General features: G+C 47.5%; 18 protein-coding genes and 1 riboswitch. Of the genes, 7 read left to right on the forward strand and 11 right to left on the reverse strand.

The window, feature by feature from the left end; translation table 11 throughout:
- Positions 1 to 56 precede the first annotated feature (56 nt).
- The gene (locus U719_RS00925; protein ID WP_023466715.1) at positions 57 to 698 is read left to right on the forward strand and encodes a cyclase; all 642 of its coding nucleotides are present in this window, start codon (positions 57 to 59) and stop codon (positions 696 to 698) included.
- A gap of 40 nt (positions 699 to 738) precedes the next feature.
- Here the strand turns inward: U719_RS00925 and kynB are convergent, their stop codons facing one another.
- Genes kynB through kynU form a run of 4 tightly spaced genes read right to left on the reverse strand, consistent with a single transcriptional unit; the run spans position 739 to position 4,906 of the window.
- Complete coding sequence (gene kynB / locus U719_RS00930; RefSeq protein WP_023466716.1) at positions 739 to 1,362, reverse strand: arylformamidase; 624 nt, start codon at positions 1,360 to 1,362, stop codon at positions 739 to 741.
- Positions 1,363 to 1,375: 13 nt separating this feature from the next.
- Positions 1,376 to 2,215 carry a tryptophan 2,3-dioxygenase gene (gene kynA, locus U719_RS00935; RefSeq protein WP_023466717.1) on the reverse strand — a complete coding sequence of 280 codons (840 nt, stop codon included), beginning with the start codon at positions 2,213 to 2,215 and terminating at the stop codon, positions 1,376 to 1,378.
- A gap of 23 nt (positions 2,216 to 2,238) precedes the next feature.
- Positions 2,239 to 3,618: an amino acid permease gene (locus U719_RS00940; protein ID WP_023466718.1), complete on the reverse strand. Its 1,380-nt coding sequence runs from the start codon at positions 3,616 to 3,618 to the stop codon at positions 2,239 to 2,241.
- Positions 3,619 to 3,628: 10 nt separating this feature from the next.
- Complete coding sequence (kynU, locus tag U719_RS00945) at positions 3,629 to 4,906, reverse strand: kynureninase (RefSeq protein WP_023466720.1); 1,278 nt, start codon at positions 4,904 to 4,906, stop codon at positions 3,629 to 3,631.
- A gap of 108 nt (positions 4,907 to 5,014) precedes the next feature.
- Here kynU and U719_RS00950 point away from each other — a divergent pair, with 108 nt between their 5' ends.
- The 3 genes from U719_RS00950 to U719_RS00960 are packed head-to-tail and all read left to right on the forward strand — an operon-like array spanning position 5,015 to position 6,709.
- Positions 5,015 to 5,644 (forward strand): TetR/AcrR family transcriptional regulator, encoded by a 630-nt coding sequence (locus U719_RS00950; protein ID WP_023466722.1) that lies wholly within the window; start codon positions 5,015 to 5,017, stop codon positions 5,642 to 5,644.
- A gap of 49 nt (positions 5,645 to 5,693) precedes the next feature.
- Entirely contained in the window at positions 5,694 to 6,146 is a 453-nt protein-coding gene (locus U719_RS00955) for a DUF4385 domain-containing protein (RefSeq protein ID WP_023466724.1), read from the forward strand.
- A 44-nt stretch (positions 6,147 to 6,190) separates the two neighbouring features.
- Positions 6,191 to 6,709, forward strand: coding sequence for a DM13 domain-containing protein (locus U719_RS00960; RefSeq protein ID WP_235147611.1), 519 nt, complete (start codon positions 6,191 to 6,193; stop codon positions 6,707 to 6,709).
- A gap of 52 nt (positions 6,710 to 6,761) precedes the next feature.
- Here the strand turns inward: U719_RS00960 and U719_RS00965 are convergent, their stop codons facing one another.
- The 5 genes from U719_RS00965 to U719_RS00985 all read right to left on the reverse strand — a co-directional run bounded on the left by U719_RS00965 (position 6,762) and on the right by U719_RS00985 (position 11,908).
- Positions 6,762 to 7,958 carry a tetracycline resistance MFS efflux pump gene (locus U719_RS00965; protein WP_023466726.1) on the reverse strand — a complete coding sequence of 399 codons (1,197 nt, stop codon included), beginning with the start codon at positions 7,956 to 7,958 and terminating at the stop codon, positions 6,762 to 6,764.
- Positions 7,959 to 8,180: 222 nt separating this feature from the next.
- Positions 8,181 to 8,738, reverse strand: coding sequence for a nitroreductase (locus tag U719_RS00970; protein WP_023466727.1), 558 nt, complete (start codon positions 8,736 to 8,738; stop codon positions 8,181 to 8,183).
- Between the two features lie 121 nt (positions 8,739 to 8,859).
- Positions 8,860 to 9,417: a hypothetical protein gene (locus U719_RS00975; protein ID WP_023466728.1), complete on the reverse strand. Its 558-nt coding sequence runs from the start codon at positions 9,415 to 9,417 to the stop codon at positions 8,860 to 8,862.
- Positions 9,418 to 9,547: 130 nt separating this feature from the next.
- Positions 9,548 to 11,239: a DHA2 family efflux MFS transporter permease subunit gene (locus U719_RS00980; protein WP_023466729.1), complete on the reverse strand. Its 1,692-nt coding sequence runs from the start codon at positions 11,237 to 11,239 to the stop codon at positions 9,548 to 9,550.
- A 12-nt stretch (positions 11,240 to 11,251) separates the two neighbouring features.
- Positions 11,252 to 11,908, reverse strand: coding sequence for an HlyD family secretion protein (locus tag U719_RS00985; RefSeq protein ID WP_023466730.1), 657 nt, complete (start codon positions 11,906 to 11,908; stop codon positions 11,252 to 11,254).
- 192 nt (positions 11,909 to 12,100) lie between these two features.
- Here U719_RS00985 and U719_RS00990 point away from each other — a divergent pair, with 192 nt between their 5' ends.
- Positions 12,101 to 12,706, forward strand: coding sequence for a TetR/AcrR family transcriptional regulator (locus U719_RS00990; protein WP_023466731.1), 606 nt, complete (start codon positions 12,101 to 12,103; stop codon positions 12,704 to 12,706).
- Positions 12,707 to 12,751: 45 nt separating this feature from the next.
- On the opposite strand, the gene U719_RS00995 is transcribed toward U719_RS00990, so the two are convergent.
- Positions 12,752 to 13,843 carry a diguanylate cyclase gene (locus U719_RS00995; RefSeq protein WP_235147612.1) on the reverse strand — a complete coding sequence of 364 codons (1,092 nt, stop codon included), beginning with the start codon at positions 13,841 to 13,843 and terminating at the stop codon, positions 12,752 to 12,754.
- 137 nt (positions 13,844 to 13,980) lie between these two features.
- Positions 13,981 to 14,436 (reverse strand): MarR family winged helix-turn-helix transcriptional regulator, encoded by a 456-nt coding sequence (locus U719_RS01000; RefSeq protein WP_023466733.1) that lies wholly within the window; start codon positions 14,434 to 14,436, stop codon positions 13,981 to 13,983.
- Positions 14,437 to 14,601: 165 nt separating this feature from the next.
- A riboswitch (Lysine riboswitch) is annotated at positions 14,602 to 14,790 on the forward strand.
- A gap of 132 nt (positions 14,791 to 14,922) precedes the next feature.
- On the opposite strand from U719_RS01000, the gene U719_RS01005 reads away from it, so the two are divergent.
- Positions 14,923 to 16,404 (forward strand): amino acid permease, encoded by a 1,482-nt coding sequence (locus U719_RS01005; protein WP_023466735.1) that lies wholly within the window; start codon positions 14,923 to 14,925, stop codon positions 16,402 to 16,404.
- 80 nt (positions 16,405 to 16,484) lie between these two features.
- The gene (locus U719_RS01010) at positions 16,485 to 16,667 is read left to right on the forward strand and encodes a hypothetical protein (protein WP_035399267.1); all 183 of its coding nucleotides are present in this window, start codon (positions 16,485 to 16,487) and stop codon (positions 16,665 to 16,667) included.
- The last annotated feature ends 22 nt before the right edge of the window (positions 16,668 to 16,689 follow it).

Here is a 16,689-nt window from a genome sequence, read left to right on the forward strand (position 1 = left end):
GGCATGACAGTCCATCTCTGAAATGGTAAAGTCTAGAAAAAACGTGGAGGGATTTCATGCATATCGAACAATCATCCATCGTCGTCGATCAGACAACCGTTTCGTATGATCATTTTCAAATGGGATCCAAACAGGTCTGCTTCTTGATCTCGGGAGCATCTTATTTGTACGACCATCCTTACTTCTACTACAGCCGGATGGCACTACTAGCTCGAGACATCGATGTCATCTGTATTCACTATGTGACGGAAGAGCTCTTTTCGATGACAGACGCAGAATCGAATGTCTGCATGACGCGCCGGGTCGACGCTGTCGTCTCAGAAGTGCTTGCGACACATACATACGAAAACGTTCAGTTCATCGCAAAGTCGTTAGGAACGATTCCGCTAGCGGCATTGCTTGCTAAGCCGAATCTACAGAGAGCACGCTTCGTCTTCTTAACACCCGTTCTTGAAGCCGAAGTAGTCGAACAAATCGCCACATCGTCGCAAGCTGGACTCCTTGTCATCGGAACAGCCGATAAGTTTTATGATGAAGCGGCACTTGAAACGTGTCGCACCTCACAACTGACGATTGATGTTATTGAAGGAGCGAATCATTCTCTGGATCAAGGATTCGAGGTCGATCCATCGCTTGCAGTCCTTGGGCATATCGTTCGTCAAATCGAAGCCAGTTTGTTCGAACCACTACCCAAGTAACAAAAAATCCGTCCAGCAGAGAGCCTGCTGGACGGATTTTTTAGTATGGACGAAGTAAGGCACGGACGGGACTACCGTCGCCATCGACGAGCGGGAGTGGGACGGCGTTGAGGTGGTAATCACCAGGCGTGATCGCATCAAGGACGAGTCCTTCAAGGATATGGACTCCATGCTGCGCCAGTGCGTGATGGGCTGCCATTTCCTTGCTATCGATCGCATCGACGCTTGGTAAGTCGAGACCAATCAGCGAAATTCCGAGTTCCCCGAGACGCTCAGCAAGACTTGGCGTCAAGACGGGAATCGTTTCCGGGAACGTTGATTTGTCGATCCAACCATCCGTTTTGATGATCAAGCGCTGGACATCATTTAGCTCAAAGCCATCTAAATCAGAAGCTGTGATGTCTGTACGACCTGGTAGGTAAATGACGCGCGCATGTCCGATGTAGAGATCCGGATCAAGATCGATGATTTTTTGTCCGGCATCGTCAAAATGAAACGGCGCGTCGACATGAGTGCCAGTATGCAGACTCATCGTTACCTTTCCGACGTTGACGGAACCGGTGTCTGCCTTATTCCATGTCAATGTTGCTTCAAACGGTGTATCCCCCGGCCACGTCGTGACGTGGCGATCAAGTGGTTGTGAAACATCAATCCATCGTGTCATCGCTTCATCCTCCTCATAATGTCGTGCGGACTGACCACAGTTCCGGGAAGAAGCGGTGGTCGAGCACACGTCGTAGATAACTGACGCCAGAAGAACCACCCGTTCCTGGCTTTTGTCCGATGATCCGTTCGACGGTACTCATATGGTTAAAGCGCCACATCTGCTGCTGGCTCCCGATATCAAGTAGTTTTTCGCCGAGTTCATACAGATCCCAGTATTGTTCGACATCCCGATAGACGGTCGCCCAAGCCGCTTCGACACTTGCATTCGGCGTCCAGTCTTGCGTAACATCACGCTCAAGGACGGATTCGTCGATCGGTAGCCCATGGCGCGCCATCGCCCGGATCGTTTCGTCGTAGATACTTGGTGTCTTCAAGTCTTCGAGCATCATCGGATAGAGTGTTTCGTCATGCGCATACACTTTTAGCATCTGCTCATTCTTGAAGCCGAGCGCGAATTCGATTTGACGGTTTTGATACGACTGAAAACCGGATGAGTGACCAAGCGCATCACGGAATTCTAGATATTCAGCAGGGGTCAAGGTCGACAAAACATTCCACGATTGAATCAACTGGTGCTGAATCTTTGAAATGCGTGCGAGCATCTTAAACGACGATTCGAGATCATCGTTTGCGACCGCTTGCGTCGCTGCTCGCATCTCATGCAGGATCAGCTTCATCCAGAGTTCGCTCGTTTGATGAATGATGATGAACAGCATCTCGTCATGATGCCCCGATAAGCGATGTTGACTCGTAAGCAATGGATCTAGTTGCAAATAATCCCCGTAGGACATATCTTTTTTAAAATCCGTTTGAATCGATGCTTCAATAGACGTAGGATCTGTCTTTGTCATTCCTATTCATCCCCTTTATCAAGTTAATTCAGTTTTCGTTTTTCAGCGGTCTGTGGTTGTTCCGGATGCGCCCGTTTCCAGAAGAAATAGGCGATCGATAAGAACACTAACCACGGTACACCAAACTTCAAGACGATTTGGAAATCCGTGAACCATGTCGTTAGGACGAGTGCGAATAACAACAATGCACCGAGGGAAGTCAGATACGGATAGCCCATCATCCGAACCGGTAACGTCCGTCCACCTTCACGTTCCCAGGCTTTACGGAAGTACAGATGGGAGATGAAAATCATGAACCATGTGAAAATCGCCCCGAACATCGAAATCCCCATCATGAATGGATAAGAGACGCTCGATTGACTGCTGATGATCGCTGCGAGAAAAATACCGAGTGTCGATAAGGCGAGTGCGAAGAGCGGTACACCTTTTCGATTCAAGCGCCCAAATACTTTTGGCGCATACGTTGCCTTCGATAACGAATACATCATCCGTGTCGAAGCATAGAGTTGACTATTCATCGCGGATAGCGCCGCTGTCAGGATGATGAAGTTCATGATACCGCCTGCATATGGAATCGATAGCATCTCCATTACTTTAACGAACGGACTTTGATCGACACCGCCTGCTTGTTGCCACGGAACGATCATCAACATCAAAGCAATCGTGATGACATAAAACGTCGAGAGACGGAATACTGTCGCTTTTAATGCTTTCGGTACGGCGACATCTGGATCCTTCGCTTCACCAGCGGTTACGGCAATCAATTCCGTTCCGAGGAAGCTGAACAGAGAGATGAAGATCGCAATCCAGAGACCCGAGAAACCGAATGGCATGAAACCACCATCATTCGTGAAGTTTTGCGGACCAATCTCAGGACTTGGACTACCGATGACCAAGTAGGCACCGAGCAGGATGAATAGCAAGATGGCACTGATTTTAATGACGGAGAACCAGTATTCGAAGGTCGCGAACGTATTGACTGTCGTGGCATTGATATAGATCAGCGCGGCAGCGAATACGAGAATCCAGACGACCCCGGGAACGTCAGGGAACCAGTATTTCATATAGATAGCGATCGCACTGACTTCAACGCCAATCGCAAGAACGTTTGCGATCCAGTATGAATAGCGGACGAGAAAACCGGCATATGGACTAATGTATCGTTCGGCAATCGTACCGAACGAGCCAGATGTCGGATGGGCGACCGTCATTTCAGCGAGGCAGCCCATTAAAAGTAAGACGATGAAGGCGCCGACTGCGTAACTGATTAAAACGCTCGGTCCGGCAAGCCCGATTGCAAGTCCACTTCCGAGGAAAAGACCGGTACCGATCGCACAGCCCATTGCAATCATCGTGAGTTGGCGTGTCTTGAGTTCACGCCGTAGTTCAGTAGGTTGTTCCATGGTGTACTCCTTAAGCAACGACTTCGCGTTCATTCGCGAAACGTTCGTATTCTTTATCTTTCATGATTCGTTTGAGTGTCGCGACGACGTCATAGACATCAGTAAACGTATTGTAGAGCGCGACGGGTGCTAGACGGACGATGTTTGGTGCCCGGAAATCGGGAATGATCCGATTTTCCTTGAGTGCTTTACAGACCCGTGCTGCTTCCGGGTGCTCGAGGCTGAGATGCGCCCCACGGCGTTTATCATCGATCGGATTTCCGATGACGAAACCGTACGGTGTGAGTTCCTGCTCGACAAGGTCCATCATGTACTGTGTCAGCGCGAGTGATTTTGTCCGAACGGCTTCGATACCGACTTCGTCAAACATCTCTAATGCACCGATTTGTGGAGCGAGACTTAAGACGTGTGGTGTCCCGATTTGGAAAGCCCCGGCATGCGCCGCCGGTGTCATCGTGTGATCCATGTCGAACTGCTTATCCTTGCGTGAACCAAACCAACCCGTCAGACCAGGCAACGTTCCGAAATGACGTTCGTGGACGAATAATCCACCGACCGTTCCAGGACCACCGTTCAAGTGTTTGTAATTACACCAGTAGGCAAAGTCGACGCCCCAGTCATGGAACGCGTGGGGAACGGCTCCGACGGAATGACAACCATCAAAACCAATCAGGATGCCACGGTCGTGTGCCGCCTTCGTCAAACGCTCCATATCGAGAATTTGTCCACTTCGGTAAAGTACTGCCGGCAAGACGATCAACGCGATATCATCTGTCATCGCGGCGATGATATCGTCTTCTTCTAAAAAGCGACCGTCCCGACTCGGTACTTGGATGAGATGTGTCTCCGGATCCAGACCACGTAAGCGAAGTTGGCTTTGGAGGGCATAGATATCCGACGGGAACGTCAGCGCATCCGCTAAAATCTTATCTCGTCCTTCTGTTGGTTGGAAGAATGTCGCGACGAGTTGATGGAGATTGACGGTCGTCGAACCAGTGACCATGACTTCTTCAGCTTGTGCGCCGACGAGCGGAGCGTTGAGAGCAGCGAGACGTTCCGATAATTCAAACCAAGGATGACGTCCTTTCATCCAGCCATCGATTCCGAGTTCTTTCCAGTCTGATAGCGACTCGAGCAACGTCTTCTCGGCACGCTTCGATAATAAGCCGAGCGAGTTTCCGTCCATATAGATACTACCCGGTTGCAAATAAAACTCATCACGATAGGCGGCGAGTGTATCTTGCTCATCCCGAGCAACAGCATCGGTCCGTTTTGCTTGCAGTGTCATACGTCATCCTCCTCAAATGAATGCTCAATCAATTTTGACAAAAGCGTAGCAAACAAATTGACATTGTGTCAATATTATCGAATAGAGAAAACAAAAGGAGTGAAGGACATGTCATCTTCTCAACCAGAAAAAATCGATAAACGTCATCTGCGCACGGTGCGGACACGCGAGAAACTGTTGAGTGCGGCACGTGACGTCTTCTTAGTACAAGGGTTTCAAACGGCAACGATTTCACAAATCATTAAACAAGCTGGCGTCGGCTACGGAACAGCCTATGTCCATTTTGAAGGGAAAGATGAGTTGCTCGTCGTCCTGATGGAAGATGTCATGAGCCGCTTCCACGCGATCGCGGAACGAACATTCGAACCGACGACGCCGCTAGAGGCAAAGGAACGCATCGTGACGCAAGCGACGGATTTCTTACGTCTCGCGGAAGAAGAACGAGCGATACTACGGGTTGTCGAGCAAGCAATCGGCGTGTCTTACATCGTCCGTGCGAAATGGAAAGCGATTCGGGAACGGTTCATTGATCGGATCAGTCAGGATATCCAGTATGCGCAGGAGACAGGACTTGCGCGGCAGGATGTCGACTCGAAACTCGTCGCCCGTGGTTGGTTCTTTGCGAATGAGATGTATTTATTCGAAGTCGTCCGCGAAGAGGCGACAGCGACGATCGAAGAGATTGCGCACGTCTTAGCGACGATTTATACGCAAGGGCTCTACCGGATCGAGGATTGATGAACGGACGGGAAGGGAACGTTTCGAAGTAGAAGGGAGCGTGACCGGGATGCCGTTTGATTACGATCTCGATTTCAAGACGACGGATTTTCGTAAGGAGCCGGAAAAGTACCGGGTTGGACGCGGGGAGCAAGGGGTCTTACTCGTCGAACCTTACAAAAGTGAGATTTTGCCGCATTGGCGTTTTAAGACGCCGGACATCGCGAAGGAATCGTCTGAGAAAATTTATGAGATGTATTTAGCTTATAAAGAAGACGGAGACTTCGTCGGCATGGATATGGCGCGGAAGTTCATTCAGATGGGACATACGCGCGCACGACGTTACGCGAACTACAAGGGTGGGCGTAAATATAAAGATAAAGAGACCAAAGAATTACACACGCGCGAGATTGACGAAGAAAAAGCAAAATCTGCGGCCATCTTCCAAGAAAAATGGGATTTGATCCGGGCGGATGAAGAGTATTTGGCATTAAAACGGGAACATCAAAAACAATACGGTTAAACGGAAGTCATGCTTTCTCTCAATGGAGGAATGGAGTGGAGACGGTGCGAACAGGATCGAAAATTATCGTCGGAATCGTCATTGTTTGCGTACTGGCTTTAGTTTGGTGGCTCGCATCACCTCTTTTTTTGAATGAATCAGTCGATGAAGGACTGCCGCCAGGTTCTTCAACAGTGGAACAAAAGGAGGAGGAAAACAACTCCGAAACGTCACAACCTTCTCCTGAAGAAACGGAAGCTGAATTATCAGGCCAATTCATGGACGGTGAAAAAAATTACAAAACATCAGGGAACATCAAGACGCTAACTGTAGACGATACGTTGTATATACGTTTTGAAGATTTTCAAACGACGAATGGTCCGGATTTGTTTGTGTACTTGATCGAGCCCGGTGAAGATACAGCAGACGGCATTCGTCTCGGCACCTTAAAAGGAAATCAAGGAAATCAGAACTATATGATTCCAAAAGACGTCGATTTGACGAAACATAGCCGTGTCGTCATTTGGTGTCGTGCTTTTGATGCTGACTTTGGAACAGGTGATTTAAAAGTAATGAATGAATGAAAAAGCAATGCGCTTCCGAATAAAAAATCGGGAACGCATTGCTTTTTTGACGTTAAGAAGTTTGTTCGACTTTTTTAATTAAACGCGATTGACGTTTCTGCCAGATGAACGATCCGATGAACGTCACGACGAGGAAAATCAGACCGAGTGCAAACGGATAGAGAATGTTGACGTCATACAGGACACCTGCAAGCGTCGGTCCGAGTACGTTCCCGATGCTCATGTAGGCGTTGTTCATTCCCATAGCAAAGCCTTGCTCATTACCAGCGAGTTTTGAAATCATCGTATTCAAGACGGGACGTAAAATCGATGTCGCAAGGAAGATGACAAGGGTAATCGCAAAGAATCCACCGTAACTTGATGTCAATAATGACAATAGGAAGCCGAGCGCTGCGATGAACAGGAATAGGTTCAAGACCTTTCCTTCTCCGAGACTACGTGACAGCTTATCGACGATGAAGATTTGAGCAATGACGCTGATGATCCCGGTCGACGTTACCATGATCGCGATGTCTTTCGGTGAAGCACCGAATTGGTCATCGACGAATAGACCAAGGACTGATTCGTATGCCATGAGACCGAAGCTCATGACGAGTGTAATGACGAGCGGTACGAAGTACGGTTTCTTAAACGACGTGCCGAGTTTTCGAAGCATCGACCCTTCGTCTGGTGCCATCGCTGTCGCATCGTGTTTTTCGCTTTCTTGAAGTAACAGGACGCTGAACAAGACGGCTGCCCCTGAGACGATCGCTGAGACGAGTAGTGGCAATTTTAAGTCGTATTCGGCAAGGAATCCACCAATTCCAGGACCGATGACGATTCCGAGTGACATCGCAGCTGAGACGTAACTGTTTCCTTTTGCGCGCTGATCCATCGTCGTGATGTCCGCGACGTAAGCAAAAATTGCGGGAATCAGGAGTGCAGCACCGGCACCACCGATTGCGCGCGAGATGTAGAGGACCGTGACGGAATTGGAGAAGTAGAAGACGAACATCGAGAGCGTCAAGCCGATCAATCCATAGATGATCATCTTGCGACGACCGTATTGGTCCGCCCATTTTCCGGCAATCGGTGACATGACGAGTTGTGCTCCGGCAAAGATGGCGATCATTAATCCAGCCGCCGTTCCACCCTGTCCAATCGATGCTAAGTAAGCGGGTAGAATCGGAATGATGATCCCGAAGCTCCCGACCGCAATGAACATGTTGATCATGAGGACCGTTAATTTTTTTCGTTGATCCGCGTGCAAGGGGACCCCTTCTTTCGACCCGCTTTCTGTAAGCGGTTATTTGTTTCACCTTCATAATCTTAGATTCAAGCTAAATCACCTGTCAATCATGAAGGGTTTCTCTAACAGAAAAACGTTCCGATTGCGTCTCCGTTTGGGGAGAGAGACGTCATCGGAACGTTTTTATTTTTGAATTGGGGCTTGATTGGCGCGAGCAGGGGTAGCTCGCAGAATGCGCACCTCTTAAAAGTGCGTCAACTTGTCCTTTGCGGACGTTCTCGGTTTGACAGGTGGAACGATGGCAGGCCAGCCGATTTGAATGACGCCGAGAACGCGTTCGTTTTCAGAAGCGTCAACGAGTGAGGCATACTCTGGTGTGAACCAGTGTTTTCCGCTCTTCCAGCAACACCCAAGACCTCGTTCTGTTGCTACCAACTGCAGATTTTGAATCATCGCAGCCGTTGCGAGAGTATCCTCTAGCTGTTGATCCGGTGTCCCTTGTACCTGACAAAGTACCGTTAAATAAACTGGGACTTCCCGTAATTTTTGTTCAGCCTGTTGACGTTGTTCAGACGTTTTCGTCTCGAATTGACCACGCGCCGTTAGTAACTCCATTAAGGCATCGACATACCGTGTTTGTCCGTCTTCGATTGCGAGAACAAAGCGCCAAGGCTCTCGTAATTTATGATTCGGAGCATAAATCGCTGTATCGAGTAATGCTTCTACCAATTCGACCGGAACCGGTTGTTCCGTGTAGGATCGGATCGAGCGGCGTGTTTCAATCACTTGTTGGGCATGCATCCGTTTCATCTCCTCACTGAGTACTTTTTCACTATAAATGATAACGATTATCATTGTCAACGTTATTTATCAGAAAACAAAAAGACGATTCCCAAGAGGAAATCATCTTTCGTTTTCGTATTTAAGAGGCTTTTCGTTCCTCGTCTTGATCTTGAGCAACGGTCGTTAGCTTCTTTTTCATGAGGCGAATCCGATATAGGGCAAATAGATAATGAGCGAAATAAATCGTAAAACCAAGGAAAATCGTTAACGCTACATGAATTTGAACGCCAGGAACAGCATGAAGCTGAATGAAGAGTAAGACAGCCATTGCCATCGTATAAAGCACCATTTCCACCGATTGTGGCATGACGCGTTGACGTTTTAAGAAAAAGGAACGCATGAGTGGCAGGACGACGAGACTGACGAGACGATCAACCAGTCCGATGACGAGCACGCTGATCACCATCGCTAAACCATTTTCAAAAGCGATTAACCGTGGGAAGACAAGATAAGTGACGAGTAATAGTGGTCCAACTAATAAAAAGATTGAAATCGAGGCACGTGCGAATACGAAGAGCCCGTTGACACTTGTTAAAAAGGCACGAACGATCTTTTGTGACCAAGGGGATGGTCGACCAACTTGCCAAGCAAAACAACAAGCAAAGATGAACGCATAAAATTGCAGAAAGGCAACCATAAAGCATCTCCTTTAGATATGAAACTCATTGTCCCTAGTGTATCGATTTTAAGGCTGAAGTGCAAAGAAGAACTTTTCGTAAAGTATAAGAAAAGACCAGCTGATAGGACATCAACTGGTCTGTCGTCAATCAATCCAGATTCGGTTCTTTTTTTCCGTGCAAGAAGAAGGACAGAATCAGTGCAAGCGCAGATAAGACGGTCGCAATCCAGAACGCATCGGTGATCCCTTGGATCGTCGCTTGTTTCGTCAGCATCGTAAACCAACTCGTCGAAGCAGCTTGGGAGCTACCCAGCTGTTGACCAAGATCGTTTAAATGTTGCGAAAGCGTCGGGTCGAGCGTCGTGAACTGATTCGCATCGTCTGCCAAGTGAGCCGTCGTTTGACGGGTCATGACGGTGACGAGAATTGCCGTTCCGATGGAGCCGGCGACTTGACGAAGTGTGTTTTGGGTCGCGTTTCCGTGTGGGATCATCTTCATCGGTAAAGCGTTCATACCAGCAGTCATGATCGGCATCATGATAAATGCCATACCGAATGACCGAAGCATGTAGATACCCATGATGGAATAATACGACGTATCCATGTTTAATTGCGTCAATTCCCATGTTCCGTACGTCATCAACGTCAAACCGAAGATAGCAAGCGGACGAATACCGAAGCGGTCAAATAAACGACCGGCAATCGGTCCGGTGATACCCATGATCAGTGATCCGGGTAAAAGGAGCAGACCTGAATCGACCGGTGAAAAACCGCGAATGCTTTGAAGGTAAATCGGTAAAAGTAACATCCCGCCGAACAAGGCCATCGTGACGATGACATTGATGAAGAGGGTGAACGAAAATTCCGGTACCTTTAACACACGAATATTCAACATCGGATCTTCCATCGACAGCTCACGCATCGCAAAAGCAGCAATCCCGATTAAACCGATGACGATCGTGCTGATGACGATCGGGCTATCCCAGCCGTCATTCCCGGCTTCACTGAATCCGTAAAGGAGACTCCCGAATCCGATCGTACTAAATAAGACGCCCAGTGCGTCGAAAGAAGGTTTCGAGAGTGGCTGCGTCAGGCGGAACCAGGCTGTACCGAGTAACAATGTCACTAATCCAAAGAACGACATCGCATAAAACATGACGTGCCAGTCATAGTTTTGGATGACATATCCCGTGATCGTAGGTCCGACAGCAGGAGCGAGAATCATCGCGATTCCGAGCATTCCCATGGCAGCACCGCGCTTATGCGGTGGGAATAATGTCATGAAGACGTTTGATCCGAGTGGCATCAAGATACCAGCCCCCGCTGCCTGAACGACACGACCAATCATCATGACCGGGAAGTTCATTGCCATCGAACAGATGACCGATCCGAAGAAAAACAGTGTCATTGAAGCGAGAAACAGCTGGCGGAACGTATAGCTTCGCATCAAAAAGGCACTGATCGGAATCAAAATCCCGTTAACGAGCATGAAGCCTGTCGTCAACCACTGGGCAGTGGACGTCGACACGTTGAAGTCATTGATCAGAACTGGTAACGCGACATTAATCAACGTTTGGTTCAAAATAGCAATGAACATACCGATGAGTAAGACCGTCAGTACTTTCGGAATACTGACGTTTTCAGTCGATACCTGTTTAGAAGGTGTTGCGACTGGTGGTGTCACGGTCATCGTCGGTTCCGTCTCGAGGGATTCCTCAAGAGTCGGTCCGTCCGTCGCAAGTGCTACGTCGGATGGGCGACTTCGACGGGCAATCCAGTTGACGCCGATGATGATCAGAATCGTGAACGCACTGTATCCGAACAAGAAGGTAGTAGACATGAACGTCCCTCCTTAATCCTTATGAATGCGGACGGTCACATTCATACCAGGTCGAATGTCGAGTGATTTTTCTTGCGAGAGTGAGACTTTAACAGGAATGACTTGTGCGACTTTCGTGTAGTTCGCGTTTCCGTTTGAAGAAGGCATCATTGAGAACGTGGAAGCCGTCGTCATACCGATTTGCTCGACTTCACCAGAAAGTGTCGTGTCCGGGTAGCTGTCGACATAGACATCCACTGTTTGTCCGACTTTGATTTCATCGATTTCTGTTTCTTCGATGTTCGCTGTGACCCAAAGGTCGTTTAAGTCAAAACCATAGGCGAGAGGTGTACCTGCTGCGACGAAGCCGTTCTTTGTCGCCATCGACTGAACGATCGTTGCTTTTGAGGGCATTGAAACCGAGAAGTCCGTCGGTTTTTGTCCGGCTTGTGCCGTCATGACGTGTCCGACTGTTGCCCCACTGGCAAGTGATTCGCCTGTTTTCGCAGACCAGTCCGTTAATTTACCAGCGCTTGGGCTCGCAACTGTTATCATCTTACCGTCGATTTTCGCATTGTCTGTTTTGACATAGCTCGTTGCTTGATCGTAATAGTAGTATCCGACAACACCACCACCGATTAAAACGATGAGTGTCACGATATTGATGATCAATAATTTTTTCATACTCATGGGTGTGTTAGCATCCTTTCTTGTGTACAATCGATTCAAAAAAAGTACTCCTCTGGGGGGAGGAGTAATTAATATAGTTAATTATATGGATCGTTAGCTAACAAACAACCGACAATTTCCGACAAAATGTTGGAAAAATAGATGATAACGGATTCATTAATGAAAAGATGATGAAAAAGGAGTGAAATATGGATGAATGAGAGCCGTGATCCCCGACCAAAACGGTCACGTGACCGTATTACAATGGAATTATTTCGTTTACTGAAGACGCACAGCTTTTCAAGTATTACTGTCAAAATGCTGACGGATGGAGCCGGTGTGAATCGTTCAACCTTCTACGCACACTATACGGATAAGTATGATTTGCTCGACCAAATCGTTGAGGAGCAAATGAAGGCACTTGAACAAGCGATTCGGATCACGGGTACAGGAACTGTCTTTCCGACAGTCGAGCAGGTGAGTCGCTATTTTGCTCGTTTGTTCATTCATATCGAAGAAAATGAATTATTCTATCAGACGATGCTCGTTCAAGGACCGATCAAAACGTTCATCTCTCGTTTTCTCGATACATTGAAAGAGAATTATCGAATTGTGTTTCGACCGCAAATCACAGAAGAAGCTACGTTCGTCGATCGGGACTTATTATTAAACTATGTCATTGGTGGACAGTTGGGATTGTTGATTTCGTGGTTACGAAACGGTCGACCGTATTCATCAGAATACATGGCAGAACAATTAAGTCGGATGATTGTCTTTGGAACGGTTGAAAGCATCGGTTTTCCTAAAGAGACGGAATGAAGACGTAAAAGAAAAGACACTCCCCTACGGAAGTGTCCCATTAGTTTAAGCTTGTCGGAATGCAAGTTCTTTCGTATAGATCGTACTCCGGTTCCGTCCGCTTTCTTTTGAGTAATACAACGCTTTATCTGCCTGTTGTAATGCTTCAAGTGACGTATGCGAACCACTGGAATGGGAAATCCCAAGTGAGATCGTGATTTGCAGATCAGGTACATCTGCTGTCGGGAACAGGTTACGTGCGACCGTCAGCCGAGCTAGTTCTGCTATTTTTTGCGCTTCTTTCGCTGAAGTACTTGGTAAGATGATTAAAAATTCTTCACCACCGTACCGTCCGACGAGGTCGTCTGGACGCGTTAAGGAAGCGAGAGTCATGCCGAGTTGGCGTAACACATCATCGCCCGCATCATGACCATATGTATCATTGACATGCTTGAAGAAATCGATATCGATGAGTACAAGCGAATAGCCTTGGTCGGTCGAACCGACAAGCGAAAGCGAGTCATCCAGACGACGACGATTGGCGAGCCCTGTCAAAGCATCCGTCATGGCGAGTTTCTGCTGATACTGGATGTTTTCGAAGTGACGGCGTAATTCCGTCAGTAATCGATAAGCGACAAAGCCAGCTAATAAATTAAAGAAGACGTACGCAATCGAGATTTTAAAGAATGTCGACCAGCTGTTCGTCAGGATGTAGATGGCGGGTAACGAATAGAGAATACCGACCAACACCATAAGCTGAAAATGACGCATCGAGACATGGATGAATCGACGAATGATCCCAATCGTCGTGATGAACAAGACGATGATCAGCGTCGATAAATAAAATCCTTCCATTTGATCAACTGGTGTTAAAAAGTAACGTGTCCCGATGATCATTGCACCAGCAACGATGGCGCTTGGGAAACCACCGATCAGCATGGCGATTGCGACAGGAACGATACGTAAATCAACACGGGCGACGTCGATTTGAATCCCGTTAAACATCAATAAAACCGCAATCAGACCAGAGACTGCTCCGAGTATAAGTCGAATGCTCCATTTGGAGTTCAATGAAATACGCGGTTGATTCCGAAACGGTAAGAACAAGAGAGTAATCGTTGTGAACAGTAGACAAAAGTTAATGATGAATTGATTCATGATGGCCAACAAATCCTCCCAACTCCCCCAGCTAACAGATTTCCATATATATACTTCCAGTATACTCAAGTAGATAACGGTTAGACATAGAGAAATCTTTAGACAAAATAGAAAAAACGGTAGAAAATCTACCGTTTTTAAGAAGATGAAGTAAGAGTATCCTCATCCATCGTCTGTAAAATTTTATCAAAGACACGAATCATCGTTTCGAGCTCTTCTTCCGTCAATGTACCGAAGCGATCTTGTAAATAGTTTTTCCGAACGATTTCGAGATCTCGAAATGCACGTTCCCCGTCCTCCGTCAAAGCGAGGACGATCGAACGACGATCTTCCGTCGAACGTGTCCGTGTGACGTATCCTTGTTTATACAGCTTATCCGTTAAAGCAGTGACTTGACTCGTCGCGAGCTCAAATTGTTCCGCGAGAAGCGTCGGGCGCTGAGGCCCATTTTCAGAAAGGCTTCGTAAGATGAAAAATTCACTCCGGGTCGCCGTTCCTTCAAATAGCCGGTTAAGTTCACGTCGCAGGGTACGAAGAATGACACGCATTTGTTCTTCGAGTCGATAAGTTAGCAAATCACGTTCCTGTGGCATGCAAGCAGCATCCTTTCTCTCAGTGGACTTCTACCATTTAGTGTACTAAACATATCGGATTTTTACCATCTACTACCCCAGATTCGAAAAAGGCAATTGACAATTTCGTGGCGTTTTGTGTAATATGGCGTAGTAATAACTAACTTAATTCAGTTCTCACTCAACCAGTGGGATGGAGGTTGCAGTTCTTAAGAGTACGGTTACGGATGTCGTCAAGCGACAGATGAAGTGACCTGAAAGGAAGAATTGCCGAAATCAATCATCGCTTTGAAGATGATCGATTGGGATTAGATCGAATAGGTCTAATACTGTCACAAGTCGGGTATCACTTACTTGTGGAGAGCTATCTTTCACGACGGTAGAATGAGGCGCATCCATTTTATTATGTTGCGTTCTCATCTTCCATCTGGAAGATGAGGACGCTTTTTGTTTTTTTCATTCAAAAAGTGTCCTCTCAAAAAATCTAAACAGAGAGAAGCGAACGAAATGAACAATCTAGATGTAAAACAAACAACAGATTCGACAGCAGAAGGATTAAAACGTGGATTACAAGCCCGTCATATGTCGATGATCGCCATCGGTGGGGCAATCGGAACAGGACTCTTCATTGCGTCCGGTGCTTCCGTCGCAGCAGCAGGACCAGGTGGGGCGCTCCTATCGTATGCAATCGTTGGTCTGATGGTCTACTTCCTCATGACAAGTCTTGGTGAAATGGCGGCGTACATGCCTGTCGCCGGATCCTTCTCGACATATGGAACGAAATTCGTCGATCCATCATTCGGCTTTGCACTTGGCTGGAACTACTGGTACAACTGGGCAGTCACGATCGCAGTCGAGCTCGTCGCAGCACAAATCGTCATGACGTATTGGTTCCCGGACGTTCCTGGATTTTATTTCAGTGCTTTGTTCCTCTTACTCATGATTGGCTTGAACTACTTCTCCGTTAAAGGATTCGGAGAAGCGGAGTATTGGTTCGCGATGATTAAAGTCGTTACCGTCATCGTCTTCTTAGTCGTCGGTGTTGCGATGATTTTCGGTGTCTTTACATCGGAGCCACCGGTTGGCTTTAAAAACTTTGCTCTTGGCGATGCGCCGTTCGTCGGTGGGATTCCTGCCGTCATCGGTATCATTCTCGTTGCCGGATTCAGTTTCCAAGGTACAGAACTGGTCGGGATTGCAGCGGGTGAATCGGAAGATCCGAAAAAGAATGTTCCAAAAGCAGTCAAACAAGTCTTCTGGCGCATCTTGCTTTTCTACGTCTTCGCGATTTTCGTCATCGGAATGCTCATTCCGTATACAAGTCCGAACTTGGTTTCGAATGACATTACGGACGTAGCGGTGAGTCCGTTTACGCTCGTCTTTGAAAAAGCAGGTCTTGCGTTCTCAGCAGCACTCATGAACGCCGTCATCTTGACGTCTGTTTTATCTGCCGGAAACTCAGGTATGTATGCTTCGACACGGATGCTGTACACACTGGCGCGTCAAGGGGATGCACCGAAGTTGTTCGCGAAAGTATCGAAAAACGGTGTACCGCGTAACGCTTTGCTTGCAACAGGTGCGGTCGGTGCCCTCTGTTTCTTGACGTCGATGTTTGGTGGACAAGTCTACTTGTGGTTACTCAATGCTTCCGGTATGACAGGCTTCATCGCATGGCTCGGGATTGCGATCAGTCACTATCGTTTCCGTAAAGGATTCCTTGCACAAGGTCACTCGTTGAAAGACTTACCATATGTTGCACCAGCGTTCCCATTCGGTCCGCTGTTCGCCTTCGGTCTTTGTTTCCTCGTCATCGTCGGTCAAAACTATGCCGCATTCCTCGCTGATCAAATTGATTGGGTCGGGATTGCTGCGACGTACGTCGGTATTCCATTGTTCCTTGCCTTCTGGTTAGGACATAAATTCAAAAACCGGACGTCAATCGTTCGTTATGACGAGATGGACTTCCCGGAACATCCACGTCAATCATAATCAGTGAGCCACCTTCAAATGAAGGTGGCTTTTTAGATGTCGCTTCAAGTAAGATGAAAGAAAAACAGGAGGCGATCTTCGTGAATTACTGGTACCACTTTAAGCGTGCCTTCTTACCGATCGCATTATTGCTTGTGACGCTTGCCTTGTACCAAATGATCTATCGTTTGAATAACATCTGGTATTCGCTTGGAGGACTTCTTCTTGTCTTTGCAGCGATTTATTTCGTCATGCGTCGTCTAAAAGCGAACCCAGAGGATTGAATGAGCAGGAAAGTCGAGTCCA

This window comes from Exiguobacterium sp. MH3 (genome assembly GCF_000496635.1).
Taxonomy (GTDB): Bacteria; Bacillota; Bacilli; order Exiguobacteriales; family Exiguobacteriaceae; genus Exiguobacterium_A; species Exiguobacterium_A indicum.